Annotated in this window: 14 protein-coding genes, 1 pseudogene and 1 other annotated feature; of the genes and pseudogenes, 4 read left to right on the top strand and 11 right to left on the bottom strand. The window is 38.9% G+C overall.

Going from position 1 to position 15422, the window contains the following annotated elements:
• Positions 1-3: 3 nt before the first annotated feature.
• Positions 4-96 (top strand): IS3 family transposase, encoded by a 93-nt coding sequence (locus tag NGR58_RS06630; RefSeq protein WP_407077141.1) that lies wholly within the window; start codon positions 4-6, stop codon positions 94-96.
• 50 nt (positions 97-146) lie between these two features.
• Here the strand turns inward: NGR58_RS06630 and NGR58_RS06625 are convergent, their stop codons facing one another.
• A complete protein-coding gene (locus tag NGR58_RS06625) occupies positions 147-527 on the bottom strand; it encodes a hypothetical protein (RefSeq protein ID WP_258088807.1) in 381 nt (126 codons plus the stop codon).
• 130 nt (positions 528-657) lie between these two features.
• Here NGR58_RS06625 and NGR58_RS06620 point away from each other — a divergent pair, with 130 nt between their 5' ends.
• Complete coding sequence (locus NGR58_RS06620; RefSeq protein WP_258088806.1) at positions 658-1251, top strand: TetR/AcrR family transcriptional regulator; 594 nt, start codon at positions 658-660, stop codon at positions 1249-1251.
• Positions 1252-1323: 72 nt separating this feature from the next.
• Here NGR58_RS06620 and NGR58_RS06615 read toward each other — a convergent pair whose 3' ends face one another.
• The 8 genes from NGR58_RS06615 to NGR58_RS06580 form a co-directional block, all read right to left on the bottom strand.
• On the bottom strand, positions 1324-1785 hold the full coding sequence (locus tag NGR58_RS06615; protein WP_258088805.1) for a DUF3021 domain-containing protein: 462 nt from the start codon (positions 1783-1785) through the stop codon (positions 1324-1326).
• Complete coding sequence (locus tag NGR58_RS06610; protein ID WP_258088804.1) at positions 1782-2213, bottom strand: LytTR family DNA-binding domain-containing protein; 432 nt, start codon at positions 2211-2213, stop codon at positions 1782-1784. Before NGR58_RS06610 ends, NGR58_RS06615 begins: the two co-directional genes overlap by 4 nt.
• Before the next feature lie 217 nt (positions 2214-2430).
• Positions 2431-3357 (bottom strand): L-lactate dehydrogenase, encoded by a 927-nt coding sequence (locus NGR58_RS06605; protein WP_258088803.1) that lies wholly within the window; start codon positions 3355-3357, stop codon positions 2431-2433.
• Between the two features lie 27 nt (positions 3358-3384).
• Positions 3385-4545, bottom strand: a complete 1161-nt coding sequence (locus tag NGR58_RS06600; RefSeq protein WP_258088802.1) for an aminotransferase class I/II-fold pyridoxal phosphate-dependent enzyme — start codon at positions 4543-4545, stop codon at positions 3385-3387.
• 19 nt (positions 4546-4564) lie between these two features.
• Positions 4565-5947 carry an FAD-binding oxidoreductase gene (locus NGR58_RS06595; protein WP_258088801.1) on the bottom strand — a complete coding sequence of 461 codons (1383 nt, stop codon included), beginning with the start codon at positions 5945-5947 and terminating at the stop codon, positions 4565-4567.
• 44 nt (positions 5948-5991) lie between these two features.
• Positions 5992-6236 (bottom strand) — a binding site (T-box leader).
• Between the two features lie 152 nt (positions 6237-6388).
• Positions 6389-7840: a 23S rRNA (uracil(1939)-C(5))-methyltransferase RlmD gene (gene rlmD / locus NGR58_RS06590; protein ID WP_258088800.1), complete on the bottom strand. Its 1452-nt coding sequence runs from the start codon at positions 7838-7840 to the stop codon at positions 6389-6391.
• A 26-nt stretch (positions 7841-7866) separates the two neighbouring features.
• Positions 7867-8541 (bottom strand): GTP pyrophosphokinase, encoded by a 675-nt coding sequence (locus tag NGR58_RS06585; protein WP_258088799.1) that lies wholly within the window; start codon positions 8539-8541, stop codon positions 7867-7869.
• A 208-nt stretch (positions 8542-8749) separates the two neighbouring features.
• Positions 8750-9829 (bottom strand): BMP family lipoprotein, encoded by a 1080-nt coding sequence (locus tag NGR58_RS06580; protein WP_258088798.1) that lies wholly within the window; start codon positions 9827-9829, stop codon positions 8750-8752.
• Positions 9830-10137: 308 nt separating this feature from the next.
• Between NGR58_RS06580 and guaA the strand changes: the two genes are divergently transcribed.
• Positions 10138-11691 (top strand): glutamine-hydrolyzing GMP synthase, encoded by a 1554-nt coding sequence (gene guaA, locus NGR58_RS06575; protein WP_258088797.1) that lies wholly within the window; start codon positions 10138-10140, stop codon positions 11689-11691.
• Positions 11692-11760: 69 nt separating this feature from the next.
• Here guaA and NGR58_RS06570 read toward each other — a convergent pair whose 3' ends face one another.
• Together NGR58_RS06570 and proB are read right to left on the bottom strand one after the other, a co-directional pair.
• Positions 11761-13008 carry a glutamate-5-semialdehyde dehydrogenase gene (locus tag NGR58_RS06570; protein WP_258088808.1) on the bottom strand — a complete coding sequence of 416 codons (1248 nt, stop codon included), beginning with the start codon at positions 13006-13008 and terminating at the stop codon, positions 11761-11763.
• Positions 12989-13833 (bottom strand): annotated as a pseudogene (gene proB / locus NGR58_RS06565) (glutamate 5-kinase). Before proB ends, NGR58_RS06570 begins: the two are co-directional and overlap by 20 nt.
• A 189-nt stretch (positions 13834-14022) precedes the next feature.
• Between proB and NGR58_RS06560 the strand changes: the two are divergent.
• Positions 14023-15336 carry a D-serine ammonia-lyase gene (locus tag NGR58_RS06560; protein ID WP_258088796.1) on the top strand — a complete coding sequence of 438 codons (1314 nt, stop codon included), beginning with the start codon at positions 14023-14025 and terminating at the stop codon, positions 15334-15336.
• Positions 15337-15422 lie beyond the last annotated feature (86 nt).

Here is a 15422-nt window from a genome sequence, read left to right as displayed (position 1 = left end):
TATATCTATTACTACAATAATAAACGGATTAAAACAAAACTGGCCGGAAAAACTCCGGTTCAATACCGAAATCTTTCCGACCAGTTAGTTGCTTAAACTTCTCTCCAATTTTTGGGGTTCAGTTCATGCTAACATTTTTGCTTTAGTTAATCATTTTCGTGTAATTCAACATGTAACTCTGGTATTTCTTGCCAAACAATATGTTTTAAACCTGCTTCTTCACCTGAAAAAGGTTTATCTGGTATAACCATATCAATAAATTGTTGACGAAAATCTCCAGCTGTCAAATCACTTTCAGCTGTCTGCATTGTTTCTGCATATTTCTCATGATTGCTTGATTCATCCATGAGCATCCAAATTTCTTGCTCTGAATTATCTGGTGCTGGACGGAACCAAGTTCGCGACAAAGAATAGTTAATCAAACTAGGATTAGCCTTCTGATAATCTAAGGCTTTTACTAAAGCTTGAATCATCTTGTCATGATTTTTCTTTAAAATACGATAATGCATTGTTTCAACTTTTGACATACTTATACACCCCTTTTTGGAAATATTAAAGTGAATAACTGATTAACTACTTATAGTATAATTGTCATGTATCAAGGCTTCAACCAACAAAAACAACATAAAAGTTTATTATTGGTAACGGGGGGACAATATGACAATTAAAACAGATTTACGCATTAAAAAAAGTAAATATGCCATTGAACACGCTTTTTGGAAATTATTACTAGCAGAAGGTTTTGCGAAAATTACGATTCAACAAATCATCGACAAAGCTCATGTTAACCGTGCGACTTTGTATAAATACTATGCTAATAAATACGAACTATTAGACACAGTCGAGAACTCGTTAATTAGTGAATTTAAAAATGTCACTGAAAAAGCACCAGATCTCGCTAAAAGAACTGATGTTAGTCAGGATCGCCTACATAACTACTATCGAGAAATGGTCCGCTATATTTACAATAATCGGGATAAATTTTCAGCATTATTGGCGCCAAGCGGAGATCCTTCCTTCATAAATAAGCTGATTACTGCTGATAGAGAGATTTGGCAAAAAAATGACATTACCCAATATCTTCCCATTTCCGAGCACTATGCATCTGCTGCAATAACGGGGATGATTATTAGTTTAATTGTTGAATGGATCAAATCAGACTTTAAAGAATCTGCAGATGAATTTATGAATATCTTACAAAATATGGTCACACCATTATTTTCACAAGAAACTTTTTTTAAAGCTAAATAACTCTGATCACTAAAAATAGGCGATAAATTGTTCCAAGAATGACAATTTATCGCCTAATTTTTTTATTTTGAATTAACTGTTATCTTCTCTTTTTAGTTTGTTATTAATTGCCGTAACGTTACGCTTAGCTTGTACCATGTCATGTATAAAGAACAATACATAGATAACAATAAAAGTAATTATTTGGTCCATGAATCCGCCAACACTTAATGAATACCACGCTAGTGCATAGGCAATTACCATAAAAACAGAAATAGTCACAAAAAAATGAACAATAACTTTTTTTACAAAGCTCCAATATTCAATAGTAAATATTAAAGCAGCTACAAAAAATAAAGATCCCAACAAAGCCCATAAAATAACAGTAATCGTTAAATTATCAAGCGAATTGTTCGCATAATTACCAAAACGATTAACTATCATTTGGTAAAATGTCTGATTAGTCAAATAAGCAAACACTATCGTTATAATTAAGCCCAACGTAATACCAAATGGTATCCCTAGAAAAAACCGGTTAGTTATTCGCTTTATCATATCCCCAACCTCCTCTTTATCTTAGAAACATAACGTCTAGAAACATAGGTCTCATCCCCGTTATTTAAAATTAAAACGATATTCCCTTTCCCACTTAACTTCAAATGGTCAATAAAATTAAAATTTACAATTTCGCCACTTGAAATTTGAATAAAATCATCTGGTAAAAGTTCTACAAGTTGATAAATGCGCTGTTTTACTTTATAAACGCCTCCCATGTCTTGTGCATAGACTTCAGCAGATTCCGTTCTAATTCTGATTATATCGTCCAATTTTAGAGGCGTAACTATTTTTTCTTGATACCCCCAAAGCACAAGGTCCTGTTTCTGTAATTCATCTACCACTAACTGCATCGCTGGGGTTAACTTTTTTACATGAAAATCAACATATTCCGACTGATTTTCATCGATAAAAAAATTCACTTTCATACGATTATTCCCCTTTCAATAGATTATCTGTAATTATACACACTTAATGTCGTTCATTTTTCAACAATGAATACATGGTTGATTATTTAGAATAATTGGTAATTTTTTTTAAATGAAATGCACAAAAAGGGATCATCAACGTCCTTATTATTAACAAAAATATCCTCCCAAGTTATCTAAACTTAACTCGGGAGGACCTAAATACCTATACTATCTATTATTTATCCAACTCAGCAATCACTTCTTCATAACGTTCACGAATAAATCCTGCTGAAGCATCTAATTTCGCTTGCTCATCAGATGGCAAGTCTAATGAAACATGATCAACAACGCCGTCACGACCAACAATAACTGGATACGAAACATAAACACCATATTCAGGTCGGTAATTTGATACCGGTAACTCTTCATGGCTGTCAGTCAAAATCGCCTTAGTTAAACGACTAGCTGCACTCGCAACGCCATAACTAGTGAACTTTTTACCATGATAAACGGTGTATCCACCCGCTTTGACCTCATCATTTAATTCTGATAATTGTAAATCATATGCGGTAATTGGCTTGTCTTTTACGGTAACTGTTGACCAAGCTGTAAACTGTGAATCCCCATGTTCACCGACATTATAACCACGAACCGATTTAGGATGCACACCCAATGCCTTTCCCACGGCACGATGCATACGAGCTGTATCCAAAAGTGTTCCTGTTCCAATCACTCGTTCCTTTGGGAAACCAGTATAATGTTGATACATAGTCGTAATCACATCAACTGGGTTTGTGATCACAGCTAAAATACCATGAAATCCAGATGCGACTAACTGCTTAGAGATTTCTGCAATTTGTAGTTTGTTATATTGTAATTCAACAAAACGATCATCGGTGGTAATGGTCTCTTGCAATGAAATCTTACCAACTGACGAAACAACCACATCGGCATCTGCTAATGCTGACCAATCATTAACCACATAGTTTGCGTTATATTCCAAGTTTGCCATGGCATCTTCAAAATCTAATGCTTCTGCGTTTGCCTTATCCTCATTGACGTCGATAAATACAAATTCATCTACTGCACCTTGTGCTGTCAAACTGTGGGCAACTGCTGCCCCAACGTGCCCCAAACCAATAATTCCAACTTTACGTGTCATTGCGTTCCCCCATTATGTTTCACTTGCTTAATAATTTTCAAAAAATTCACTGATGCGCTTCACTGCTTCATGAAGACTATCCAATGATGCCGCATAACTAATACGAATGTAACCTTCACCACCAGTATTAAATACCGATCCTGGAATAACGGCCAATTTACCGCGTTTTGCTAGATCAACACTAAAAGCATAATCGTCCTGCTCATATGCCGCTGGTATCTTAGCAAAAACGTAGAATGCACCATTTGGTTGTGGCATTTCAAATCCCAATTTGCGCAAAGCTGGTACCAGGTAGTCCCGACGCTCACGATAAGCTTCACGCATTGACTTAGAATCTAACTTTCCTTGTGCTGATCCCAACGCTTCTGCCGCTCCGGCCATCGCTGGATTTGATGCAGCGGTAACTGTAAATTGGTGTAATACTGCAGCTGGTTGCACTAAACGCTTAGGACCAACAATAAAACCAATACGATAACCAGTCATTGCGTGTGATTTTGATACCCCATTCAAAATAACCGTTTGTTCTGGCAAGAATCTAGCAATTGATGTATGTGGTGCATTGTAAGTTAATTCAGAATAAATTTCATCAGCAATCACAGTGATATCTGTTTCTCGTAACACATCAGCTAGTGCAGCTAATTGTTCCGCGGTATAGGTAACCCCGGTTGGATTTGCTGGATAATTCAATAGAACTGTTGTTAATTTGTCACCATACTCATCAATTGCTGATTGCAGTTGCTCAGGAGTTAGTAAAAAGCCTGTGTCAGATGTATCGACATAGACAACCTCACCGCCAGACAATTCAATTGTTGGATCATACATCGAAAAATTAGGCGCTGGAAGTAATACCTTATCACCTTCATTAACAAAGGCCGTAAAGGTATCATAAATACCTTCAGTTGCTCCTAAGGTCACAATGATTTCAGAATCGATATCATATGATAACCCGTAACGATCTGCCATAAAATGTTGAATGGCTTTTCGTAACGCAACTGAGCCTGCAGCAGGTGCGTAATGTGAGTCGTCTGCCTCAATACTAGCAATCGCTGCTTTTTTAACATGTTCTGGTACTGTAAAATCTGGTTCCCCTAATGTTAATTTCAGAATACCTTCAACACCACTGGTTTCATCATCAAATGCACGAATAGCATTTGGCTTCACTGCTGCAACACGTTTATTTACTCCCATGTTCGTTCTCCTAATTTTTCTATATTTTACGACCTGGATTTAAAATTCCTGCTGGATCGAATGCTTTTTTCACCTGCTTTTGTAAGACTCTAACATTTTCATCCAATTGTTTTGGTACCCAAGCATTTTTCAAGCTACCAATCCCATGTTCAGCACTAACGGTTCCATTGACCTGAATAACAAATTCCAACAACTCATCAATAAACTTTTGTGTGCCTTCAGGTAAATCACCATCTTTATCTTCTAAGATGATATCAGGATGTAAGTTTCCATCCCCTGCATGTCCTAATAACAATAAGCGTTGTTGATATTTGTCAGCTAGTTCTTCAGCCTTATCTGCCACTTTCGCTAGTTGTCCCAATGGCACCGCAATATCTTCAACAATCAAGCGACCATATTGGGCACCTGCTGCGAATATGTCTTGGCGAATCTTAATGATTTCTGCTGTCCTACCAGCGTCCTCAGTGACATCAATCTTGGTTGCGCCATATTCTTGCAATAATTTATGAAGTTTCTCTAACACACCAGCTACTGCAACATCAATTTGGAAAATTAATAACGCCTGCTCACCATGGCTACCTAAATGACTATGTTCATACTCATCTAGCGCTTCAATAGAAACACGGTTCAAAATCTCTAACATTGATGGATTAACACCACTTGCCTGTACCGCTTGTACCGCACGCATCAACTCGTGAATCGTTGGAAAAGTTGCTAACCCAGTAATTGAATTACCTGATGGTATCGGAACGATGCGGACAATGGCCTCGACAATAACCCCCAACGTTCCTTCTGACCCAACTAGTAAATCAGCTAGGTCGTAGGCAGCATTATTCTTAAAAGTCTTCCCACCAAGTGTTACGAGTTCACCATTAGCCAAAACAACTTTTAGGCCCAACACAGACTGCTTGGTTGTGCCGTACTTAACGGATGACATTCCCCCAGCATTGGTGGCAATATTGCCACCAACTGAACTGATACGCTTTGACCCTGGATCTGGTGAAAAGAAATAACCAACCTTACGCGTCTCTGCATCTAAGTCACCATCTAAGTCACCATTTAAGACACCGGGTTCAACAACAGCAACTTGATTTTCTGGTTCAATTGATAAAATGTGATTCATGCGTGATAAATTCAAAATCAAGCTACCTGACAAACCAGCAGCACTATTCACAATCGACGTTTTCGCGCCTTGAGGTACAACCGCAATTTGATTAGCTGCCGCAAATCGAATAGTTGCTTGTACATCTGCAACTGTTTCCGCAAACACGACAGCATCGGGGAGTACTTCAGTTGTAATTTCTTGCGTAAAGTTATTTGAACCATATTTTTTTAGTGTCTGCTCATCTAACGCAATTTCACCATCTGGTAATTGCAAAGACGAAAAATTTATCGTTGTCATATTGCTCCTTTGATATAAAAAAGTCCCGTCGTCCCTCTATGGAACGACGGGACGATAAAAATCGTGTTACCACCCGTATTTCAGACTGTATCACTACAACCTGCTTACCAAGTATGACAAACATACTTGTATGAGATATCGGTCATCACCGTAAATTACTTATAGTTACTACTACTCATAATTTCATCCACTCCTAGGCCAAATTCACCTGCTGAACCGGTTGCCTTCCACCATCTACAACTCGCTTTGCGTATCCATCACAGGCTACTCACCTAATCATCATGTTCACTCATACAATGGTAATTCTGCGATAATGAAAAGTCAATAATAAAATTAAAAAAGTCTCATTTTACTCACATTTATAACACAAAGGCTGGAACAAAAAATGTTCCAGCCTTTTTTCTAAAAATAAATTAATTATAAGCTTATAAATTTTATAGCTTACTTCTTTGTAAATTTCACGATACCTTCCCAACGTGCCGTTTGTGGGAACATATCAATAGACTGAATATAATCAACCCGATAAACCTTTGCCAAATCAACTAAATCACGTGCAAGGGTCGAAGCATTACATGAAACATAGACAAATTTTTCTGGTTTTGTTTCTAAGATAGTTTGCCGCAGTGCACTATCTAAACCTGTACGTGGTGGATCAACCACCATTGCATCGGCAACCCAGCCTTCGCGTGCCCATTGCGGAATCAACTCTTCAGCTGCCCCAACATAATAAGTTGCATTCGTTACCTGATTATCTACAACATTCTCATTAGCATCATCAATTGACTCTTCAATGGTATCCATACCACGTACCTCACCAGCATGGTCAGCTAATGAAATACCAATTGTACCAACGCCTGAATAAGCATCAATTAATTTATCAGCTTGCGTTAAGTCCAATGCTTTAATTGCTTCTTGATACAAGCGTCGTGTTTGACGTGGATTCAGTTGCAAAAATGCGCGTGGTGATAGCTTAAATGTTTTACCATTAATGTCTTCAGTAATATAATCATCTCCCCAAATTTGACGAGTATCATCTCCCCAAATTAATGAAGACTGACCGCGATTGATATTTTGATGAATCGATACGACCTCAGGCAACGCTTCATGAATGCGACGAATCAATTCATCAGCGTCAGGCAATGATCGCCCATTTGTGACAATTGTCAGCTGAACATCCCCTGTTGATTCAGAAACACGCGCAATCAATGTTTTGATAACACCTTTGCGTTTGCGCTCATTATAAATTGGTAACTGCATATCAGCCAAAATATCACGCACACCACGAACAACCTTTAACGTTGCTGGATGTTGTGTTGTAACAACAGGCAAATCGACTAATTTATGTGAATGACGCTTATACATCCCAACAGCTAATTTACCATCCACCTCACGCACTGGAAATTGGGCTTTATTACGATAGCCTTGTGGATCATCCATCCCAATCGTTGGCAACAACTTATAATGTGCATAACCAGCTGGTTTATATTTTTCTAACGCTTGTCGAATCACATCTTGTTTAAAGGCAAGTTGACCTGGATATGCCAAGTGCTCCAACTCAAAGCCACCGACATCTTGATTATCAACTGGTGTCACACGTTGCTTTGACTTTTGCTTAAACTTATGAATAGTTGCTTCAATAAATTTTTCCGTTACATTCGTTACTTCAACTTCAACCACTTCACCTGGTAAAGCACCGGGAATAAAAGTAATCTTTCGCTTATAGTAACCAATTCCCTCACCATTAATACCTAAACGCTTGATAGTAATTAGCAATTGGTCACCAATTGAAACTTGCACTGGTGCATTATTGCGCTTTTTTGTTCCACGTGAAACATTGGCCCCTTTATGAGACTTTTGGTAATTATTATATTTTTTTGTTTGTTTCTTTTCCATAATTCGTTCTACAATAGCTCTTTTCTTTATAGTTGATGATGTATTTCTTGAAAGTTCTGTTCAATCTCAAATAATGCGTTGGCATTATCTACTAAATTAACTGCAAACTCTTCTGCACGATCAATATCAGTCTTATAACGTAATTCATGTTCAAGACTTGCCCACATATCCATACCAATCGTTCGAATTTGGATTTCAACGGGGACCTTTTCCACATCATTTGCTCTGAATACCGGCACTTTGACAACCAAATGTAAGCTCCGATAACCACTTTCTTTTGGATTTTTAATATAATCCTTGCGTCTAATTACTTCGATATCATCTTGTTGTGAAAGTAATTTTTCAACTGTGTAAATATCATCTATATAACTTGTGATAACACGTAGCCCAGCAATATCAAAGATATTATTTTTAATTGCGTCAACTGACCGATCAAGACCCTTTTTTTGAATTTTGCCAATCAAACTTTGTGGGTCTTTCATCCGACCATCAATATGATGAATCGGGTTATGATTATAGTTAACTTCGAATTCTGCATCTAAATTTTCTAATTTCGTTGAAATTTCATGCTGCGCAGATTCATAAACTTGATACATTTGTGCTACCGCCGTTAATTGATCAGCTACCCAATCAAGGCCAGCTTCATCACCAATCATCTGACGTATTTTTTTAACACTCAATGTATTTCTTTTCGTATTCATAGTAATGTGTTCCTTATCTAGACTATCATAATTTTTTCCGATATAACCACCGTAATTCATTATACTTAAACTTGTCCTATTTTTCGCAACACCTGCTCAAAAAATATAGCATCTATATTGAAAAAATTGCACTCAAAATTAACATTTTTAAACAAAACAGGTTGAGACATTTTGCCCCAACCTGTTTTGCCATCAATACTTTACTTAACTATTTTGTTGGCGTTGCTGATACTTTAATATCACCATTAATAATCTTATCTTTGGCTGCATCAACTGATTGTTTCTCATCGTCATTTAAGTTTTTTGTGACGACACCAACACCGCCTTCTTTCAAGCCATAATACACAGTCTTACCACCCGGGAATTTATCATGTTGGGCATCTTTAGCAATCAATTGCACACCACGTCCAATCCCAGTCAATGAGGACGTCAGGGTCAGATTATCCTTCTTACCATCTTTAGTCTTATAATCACCCATATTAGTTTGATCCAGATCGACACCAATCACCCAGACCTTTTCTTTTGAACCGGAAACTAATGTGGCACTTTGATCTTTAGCCGCTTGGAAAACACCATTACCAACACCGCCAGCTGCTTGGAAGATCACGTGTTCACCTTGCGCAATTTTTGCCTTAGCTATTGTTTGTCCTTTTGCTGGATCAGAGAATGTCCCTGCATAAGTTGCATCCACCTTAATACTTGGATCAACAGATTTCACACCAGCTTGATAACCTGCTAAAAATGATTCAATCACCGAATTACGCATTCCACCAATAAAGCCAACTGTTTTATCACCAACTGCTTGCGCCTTCTTGGCAGCTGCTACACCAACCAAATAAGATGATTGTTCAGAATGAAATTTAACTGAAGCAACATTCTTATACTTTTTATCAGCTTGTTCATCCACCAACACAAACTTTGTTTTTGGTTGCTTATCGGCAACTGTTTCAATCGAGTCTTTAAACGTGTTTCCGATTGCAGCTACCAAATCATATTTGGCCGTTGCCGCTTGCGTCAATTGCGTATCATAGTCAGCAACTGACTTGGGTTGAAAATAATTATAACCATCTTTACCCTTGGTCAAATTATTTTGCTTACCCCATTTTTGCAAGCCTTCCCAAGCACTTTGGTTGAATCCTTTATCATTGACGCCATTTGTATCAGAAATCATCGCTGCGGTAAACTGATTTTTACTTTGTGCTTGACCACCATTCATCGATGCTAAGCCAATACCAGCGATGGCAACTACCACCACACCACCAGCAATCATCAATCGACGTGAAACCATTTTGAAATACCTCCAAGTATTAAGCCCTCAACCCAACCACTCATTTAAGAGTCCTTTAAGAATATATAATTTTAACTACTATAGCGGTCTAAAAGGCGGATTGCAAGCTAATTTTTACATAAATATAAAATACAAATAAACGTTTTACTAAATGAAAATTAGATTAAAAAATATTCGTTTTGCCAAATGCATTTATTAGAAAAATTCCTCGAAAGGATTTTGCTCAATAACGAACATTAGCATAAACCATCATTGAAATTTGTCACAAATTACGTATAATAGAATTATCAATTTAAATGGGGGATATCATGGCCAACACAGATACACACGATAGTATTCTTGTTTTGGACTTTGGTTCTCAATATAACCAACTGATTTCACGACGTATTCGTGAATTGGGGGTATATTCTGAATTAAAGCCACACTCTATTACCGCAGCTGAAATTAAAGAACTAAAACCCAAAGGCCTAATTTTCTCGGGTGGTCCTAATTCCGTTTATGCTGACGGTGCATTTTCTATCGATCCAGAAATTTTCAATCTTAACATCCCTATTTTAGGTGTTTGCTATGGTATGCAACTAATGGCACACATGTTGCCTGGTGGTAAAGTGCAACCCGCAAGTGGCACATCCGAATATGGTGAAACCGTTTTGAAGGTTACTGATGAGCACTCAACACTATTTGCTGAAACACCAGCAGAACAAACTGTTTTGATGTCACACGGTGATTCTGTTAGCGCAGTACCCGATGGGTTCACTGCCGTCGCCACTTCTGATAGCACACCAATTGCTGCGATGGAAAACCCTGAGCGTCAACTATATGGTGTTCAATTCCACGCAGAAGTTCGCCACACCGTTTATGGTATGAAAATTTTGGAAAACTTTATCGATCATGCTGTCCACGCAAATCGTGACTGGTCAATGGATGACTTCATTGACGAGCAAATAGCTAAAATCCGCGAAACGGTCGGTGACAAACGCGTATTACTAGGTCTTTCAGGTGGTGTTGACTCATCTGTCGTTGGTGTTTTGCTACACAAGGCCATCGGTAATCAATTGACATCAATTTTCGTAGACCATGTTTTGCTACGTAAGAATGAAGCCGATGAAGTGATGGACGCCCTTGGTGGTAAGTTTGGTCTAAACATCATCAAAGTTGATGCGCAAGGACGTTTCTTGAATAAGCTAGCTGGTGTTACTGACCCTGAACAAAAGCGTAAAATCATCGGTAACGAATTTATTCGTGTCTTTGACGAAGAAGCTGTTAAGTTAGATGGTATCGACTTCTTGGCACAAGGTACGTTATATACTGACGTTATTGAGTCTGGTACTGATACAGCACAAACGATCAAGTCTCATCACAATGTTGGTGGACTACCAGAAGACATTCAATTCCAATTGATTGAACCTTTGAACAAATTGTTTAAAGATGAAGTTCGTCTACTTGGTGAAAAGCTTGGCATGCCACACGAACTTGTTTGGCGTCAACCATTCCCTGGACCAGGTCTTGGAATCCGTGTACTTGGTGAAGTCACAGAGGATAAGCTAGAAATCGTCCGTGAATCTGATGCTATCTTGCGTGACGAAATTGCTAAGCAAGGGCTGGATAGTGAAGTTTGGCAATACTTCACCGTTTTGCCAGGTGTCCGTTCAGTCGGTGTCATGGGTGACGGTCGTACTTATGACCACACAATTGCTATTCGTGCTATCACTTCAGTTGATGGTATGACGGCTGACTTTGCTAAGTTGCCATGGGACGTATTAGAAGAAATTTCTCGTCGCATTGTCAATGAAACAGACCACGTTAACCGCGTAGTCTATGATATTACAGCCAAGCCACCTGCAACTGTTGAGTGGGAATAGATCCTACTCGTTAATAAGTATTAAAATAAAAGCGACAGGATACTGAATTACCAGTGTCCTGTCGCTTTTTTATTCTCTAATTTGTCCTTGCCCTAAAATGACATACTTGGTTGTCGTCAATTCTTTCAAGCCCATTGGTCCACGTGCATGAAGCTTTTGTGTTGAAATACCAATCTCAGCACCGAAACCAAATTCAAAACCATCCGTGAAACGCGTTGACGCATTCACATAAACACACGCTGCATCAACTTGTTGCGTAAACCGTTGACTATGTTCATAGTCAGTCGTGATAATTGCCTCCGAATGTTTGGTATTATGCAGATTAATATGATTGATAGCCTCATCTAATCCATCGACCACCTTAATTGCAATAATATAATCATTATATTCAGTATCCCAATCCGCTGGCTGAGCTGGTCGCACCTGATCACCCAAAATTTGACAAGTTCGTTCATCACCACGAATCTCTACATGGCTATTAGCCAATGCCTTTGCAATTTGTGGTAAGAAATCAGTCGCAATTGCCGTATTAACCAGCAGCTTTTCAGTCGCATTGCAAACTGATGGTCGTTGCGTTTTGGCATTAATAACAATGTCCGTTGCCATCTGAAAATCAGCCGTTTCATCCACATAAATATGGCAATTACCAGCACCCGTTTCAATAACCGGTACCGTTGCATGTGCCACAACTGTCTGAATTAAACGAGCTGATCCCCGTGGAATCAACACATCAATATACTCATTGAGACGCATAAATTGTTGCGCTAGTTCATGTGATGTCTCCGCCACAACTTGAACGATATCCTTTGGTAAATTAAATGTGCCCAAAACCTCACGTAGAATCACAGCCATCTTAATATTGGTTTGCAATGCTTCCTTGCCACCACGTAAGATAACGGCATTGCCTGATTTAAAGCAAAGCACCGCCGAATCCACGGTCACATTTGGGCGTGCTTCATAAATAATACCGACCACACCAAGCGGTACGCGTTTTTGACTAATTTCTAGACCCGAGTCAGTCGTCCATCCCCGCTCGATATTTCCTAATGGATCTGATAAATCGGCTACTTTTCGTACGCCATCCGCAATACCCGCCAAACGATCTGCAGTTAGTGTTAAACGGTCAATGAATTTATCTTCTAAGCCGGTCGTGTCTGCTAAGTCCTCTTGGTTAGCCGCCAAAATTTCCGGGGCCCTTTCCTCCAAAGCGTCAGCCATAGCGCGCAAAACTTGATTTTTAGTAGATGTAGACACTTGCGCCAATGTTTGGGCGGCTATTTGGGCTTGTTGCCCAATTTTATTCAACAGTTCTGTCATCATCCATTCCCTCACTCATATCTTTTGATATAAAAAGCGTGCCAATTTCCTCGCCATTCAAATATTAAAAATAATCGACGGATTGGCACCATTTGCTAAAACCATCATCTGATGATGCGCTAAAATTTCAGCTGCCGCTTTTAACTTTGTCGCCATACCACCTGTGCCAAATACCGTATCTGCACCACCAGCTCCTTTCAATGAGTCATCAGTTACTTCATGCAGTTCTCTAATCAATTTTGCTTCAGTATCCTGATGCGGGTTACCAGTATAAAAGCCATCAATATCTGACAGCATAATTAATAGATCCGCATGCGATCGCACCGCAACAATTGCAGATAATTGGTCGTTATCACCAAAAGTAGTACGATGATCCAATTCATCAACCGCCACCGTATCATTTTCATTAACTATCGGAATGATTCCCCAGTCTAATAGTTGCTCCATTGTATTATGGACATATGCTCTACTCTGTGGATAGTCTAAGACGTCGTGCGTTAATAATACCTGGCTAATTTGTTGACCGTAAGCTGCAAATCGTTGTTGATACACCGTCATCAATTCACTTTGCCCAATTGAAGCCAAAGCTTGTTGCTTTTGAATTTGTTCCGGTCGTTTAGTCAAGCCTACTCGACCCATCCCAGCACCAATAACACCTGAGCTAACGAGAATAACCTGTTTACCTTCGTTAACCAAACCCGTTAAGGTATAACTTAACTGATCAATCGCCCGCAAATTCAATTTACCATTCACATGCATTAAAGAACTCGTGCCTATTTTCACAACCACTCGTGAAACATTATCCATATGGCGGTTTGACTTCATGTCAATCACCTTCATTTTCATCAGATTATCATAATTCTACAATAATAAATGAGAATAACCTAGCGCTTTTTTAATACTGGACGACAAAGCAAACCGATTGCGTGTCGCTTTAGCTGACATAATTGGTATAGTTACCACCCGATTGCGCTATAATAATTTTAAATTTAAAGACGAAAGGATGACTGGTACATGAACTTAGAAACGCTAACAACAGACTATCCACAAATTCAAGATTTAATCACCACAAAGCCGACTTTTTGGCGTAATCCCGACTATAACCAGACAGCTGACCTGCCGTTTTCAAAAGCTGACATTTTTGATGCTACCGCTCGTTTAGAACGTTTTGCCCCTTACTTAGCCAAAGTTTTCCCGGAAACTGCTGCTACAAATGGTATTATCGAATCACCCTTAATACCATTAAAGAACATGCATAAATCTTGGGAACATCAAACACAGCAGAAACTAGCTGGTCATTTGTTTTTAAAAGCTGATAATCAATTACCAATTTCAGGCTCAATTAAATCTCGTGGTGGCATCTATGAAGTTCTAAAATTTGCTGAAGAAATCGCCATCTCCAATGGTAGGTTAGCTAACACAGATAATTATGCCGCGTTAGCTTCTACTGAATTTCATCAGTTATTTTCTAAATACGGCGTCATTGTTGCTTCAACTGGCAATTTGGCATTAAGTGTTGGGATTATGGCAGCCACATTTGGTTTTAAAACCACCGTTTATATGTCACACGATGCTCGTCAATGGAAAAAAGATAAACTACGCGAGAATGGCGTAACAGTTAAAGAATTTAATACTAACTTTTCAGCAATCATTCCAAAAGCTCGTGCTGATGCTGCATTAGACCCTAGTATTCACTTTGTCGATGATGAAGGATCTAACGATTTATTTTTAGGTTATGCCGTTGCAGCCGTACGCTTACAGAAACAACTAAAGGAACAACAAATTAAAGTTGATCAAGAACATCCTGTTATCGTATACCTACCAGCCGGCGTTGGTGGTAGCCCTAGTGGTGTGACTTTCGGACTAAAGGCTATCTTAGGTCCACATGTTCACGCAATTTTCTGCGAACCGACCCATGTACCTTCTGTAACGCTTGGCATGATGACAAAACTCAATAACCACATCTCAGTTTATGATATTGGCTTGGATGGTCTAACTGCAGCTGACGGTCTGGCAGTTGGTCGCCCGTCACGCTTAGCTGGTAAGGTTATGCGCACGTTACTATTTGGCAGTGTCACTTTCCTTGATGAAGACATTTACCGATACGTCGCCCTACTACAAGATACACAAGATATTACAGTTGAACCTTCTGCTGCAGCTGGCTTTACTGGTATCGCACCGACAATCAACAATATGCCTACCTTCAATTCTCCTAACGCAACTCATATCGTTTGGGCAACTGGTGGCAGTATGATGCCCCAAAACGAACGCGAAGCTAATTATACTAAAGGTAAAACATTGAACGACTCAGCTCTTACTCATGCTTAAAGGTAAAAATCCCAGATAATTACCGGCTCACAGGCTATAATTATCTGGGATTTTATGCATTTAAACTTTTTAAAAACCACTATCGC

The sequence above is a fragment of the Weissella fangxianensis genome (genome assembly GCF_024718545.1).
Taxonomy (GTDB): Bacteria; Bacillota; Bacilli; order Lactobacillales; family Lactobacillaceae; genus Weissella; species Weissella fangxianensis.
The sequence above is the reverse complement of the archived record's forward strand: the minus strand, read 5'-3'. Positions and strand labels throughout refer to the sequence as shown.

Bases quoted from the DNA above. Each gene is read 5' to 3' on its own strand.
- NGR58_RS06625 (WP_258088807.1), bottom strand. From the start codon at position 527: ATGTCAAAAGTTGAAACAATGCATTATCGTATTTTAAAGAAAAATCAT.
- NGR58_RS06620 (WP_258088806.1), top strand. From the start codon at position 658: ATGACAATTAAAACAGATTTACGCATTAAAAAAAGTAAATATGCCATT.
- NGR58_RS06615 (WP_258088805.1), bottom strand. From the start codon at position 1,785: ATGATAAAGCGAATAACTAACCGGTTTTTTCTAGGGATACCATTTGGT.
- NGR58_RS06610 (WP_258088804.1), bottom strand. From the start codon at position 2,213: ATGAAAGTGAATTTTTTTATCGATGAAAATCAGTCGGAATATGTTGAT.
- NGR58_RS06605 (WP_258088803.1), bottom strand. From the start codon at position 3,357: ATGACACGTAAAGTTGGAATTATTGGTTTGGGGCACGTTGGGGCAGCA.
- NGR58_RS06600 (WP_258088802.1), bottom strand. From the start codon at position 4,545: ATGGGAGTAAATAAACGTGTTGCAGCAGTGAAGCCAAATGCTATTCGT.
- NGR58_RS06595 (WP_258088801.1), bottom strand. From the start codon at position 5,947: ATGACAACGATAAATTTTTCGTCTTTGCAATTACCAGATGGTGAAATT.
- rlmD (WP_258088800.1), bottom strand. From the start codon at position 7,840: ATGGAAAAGAAACAAACAAAAAAATATAATAATTACCAAAAGTCTCAT.
- NGR58_RS06585 (WP_258088799.1), bottom strand. From the start codon at position 8,541: ATGAATACGAAAAGAAATACATTGAGTGTTAAAAAAATACGTCAGATG.
- NGR58_RS06580 (WP_258088798.1), bottom strand. From the start codon at position 9,829: ATGGTTTCACGTCGATTGATGATTGCTGGTGGTGTGGTGGTAGTTGCC.
- guaA (WP_258088797.1), top strand. From the start codon at position 10,138: ATGGCCAACACAGATACACACGATAGTATTCTTGTTTTGGACTTTGGT.
- NGR58_RS06570 (WP_258088808.1), bottom strand. From the start codon at position 13,008: ATGACAGAACTGTTGAATAAAATTGGGCAACAAGCCCAAATAGCCGCC.
- NGR58_RS06560 (WP_258088796.1), top strand. From the start codon at position 14,023: ATGAACTTAGAAACGCTAACAACAGACTATCCACAAATTCAAGATTTA.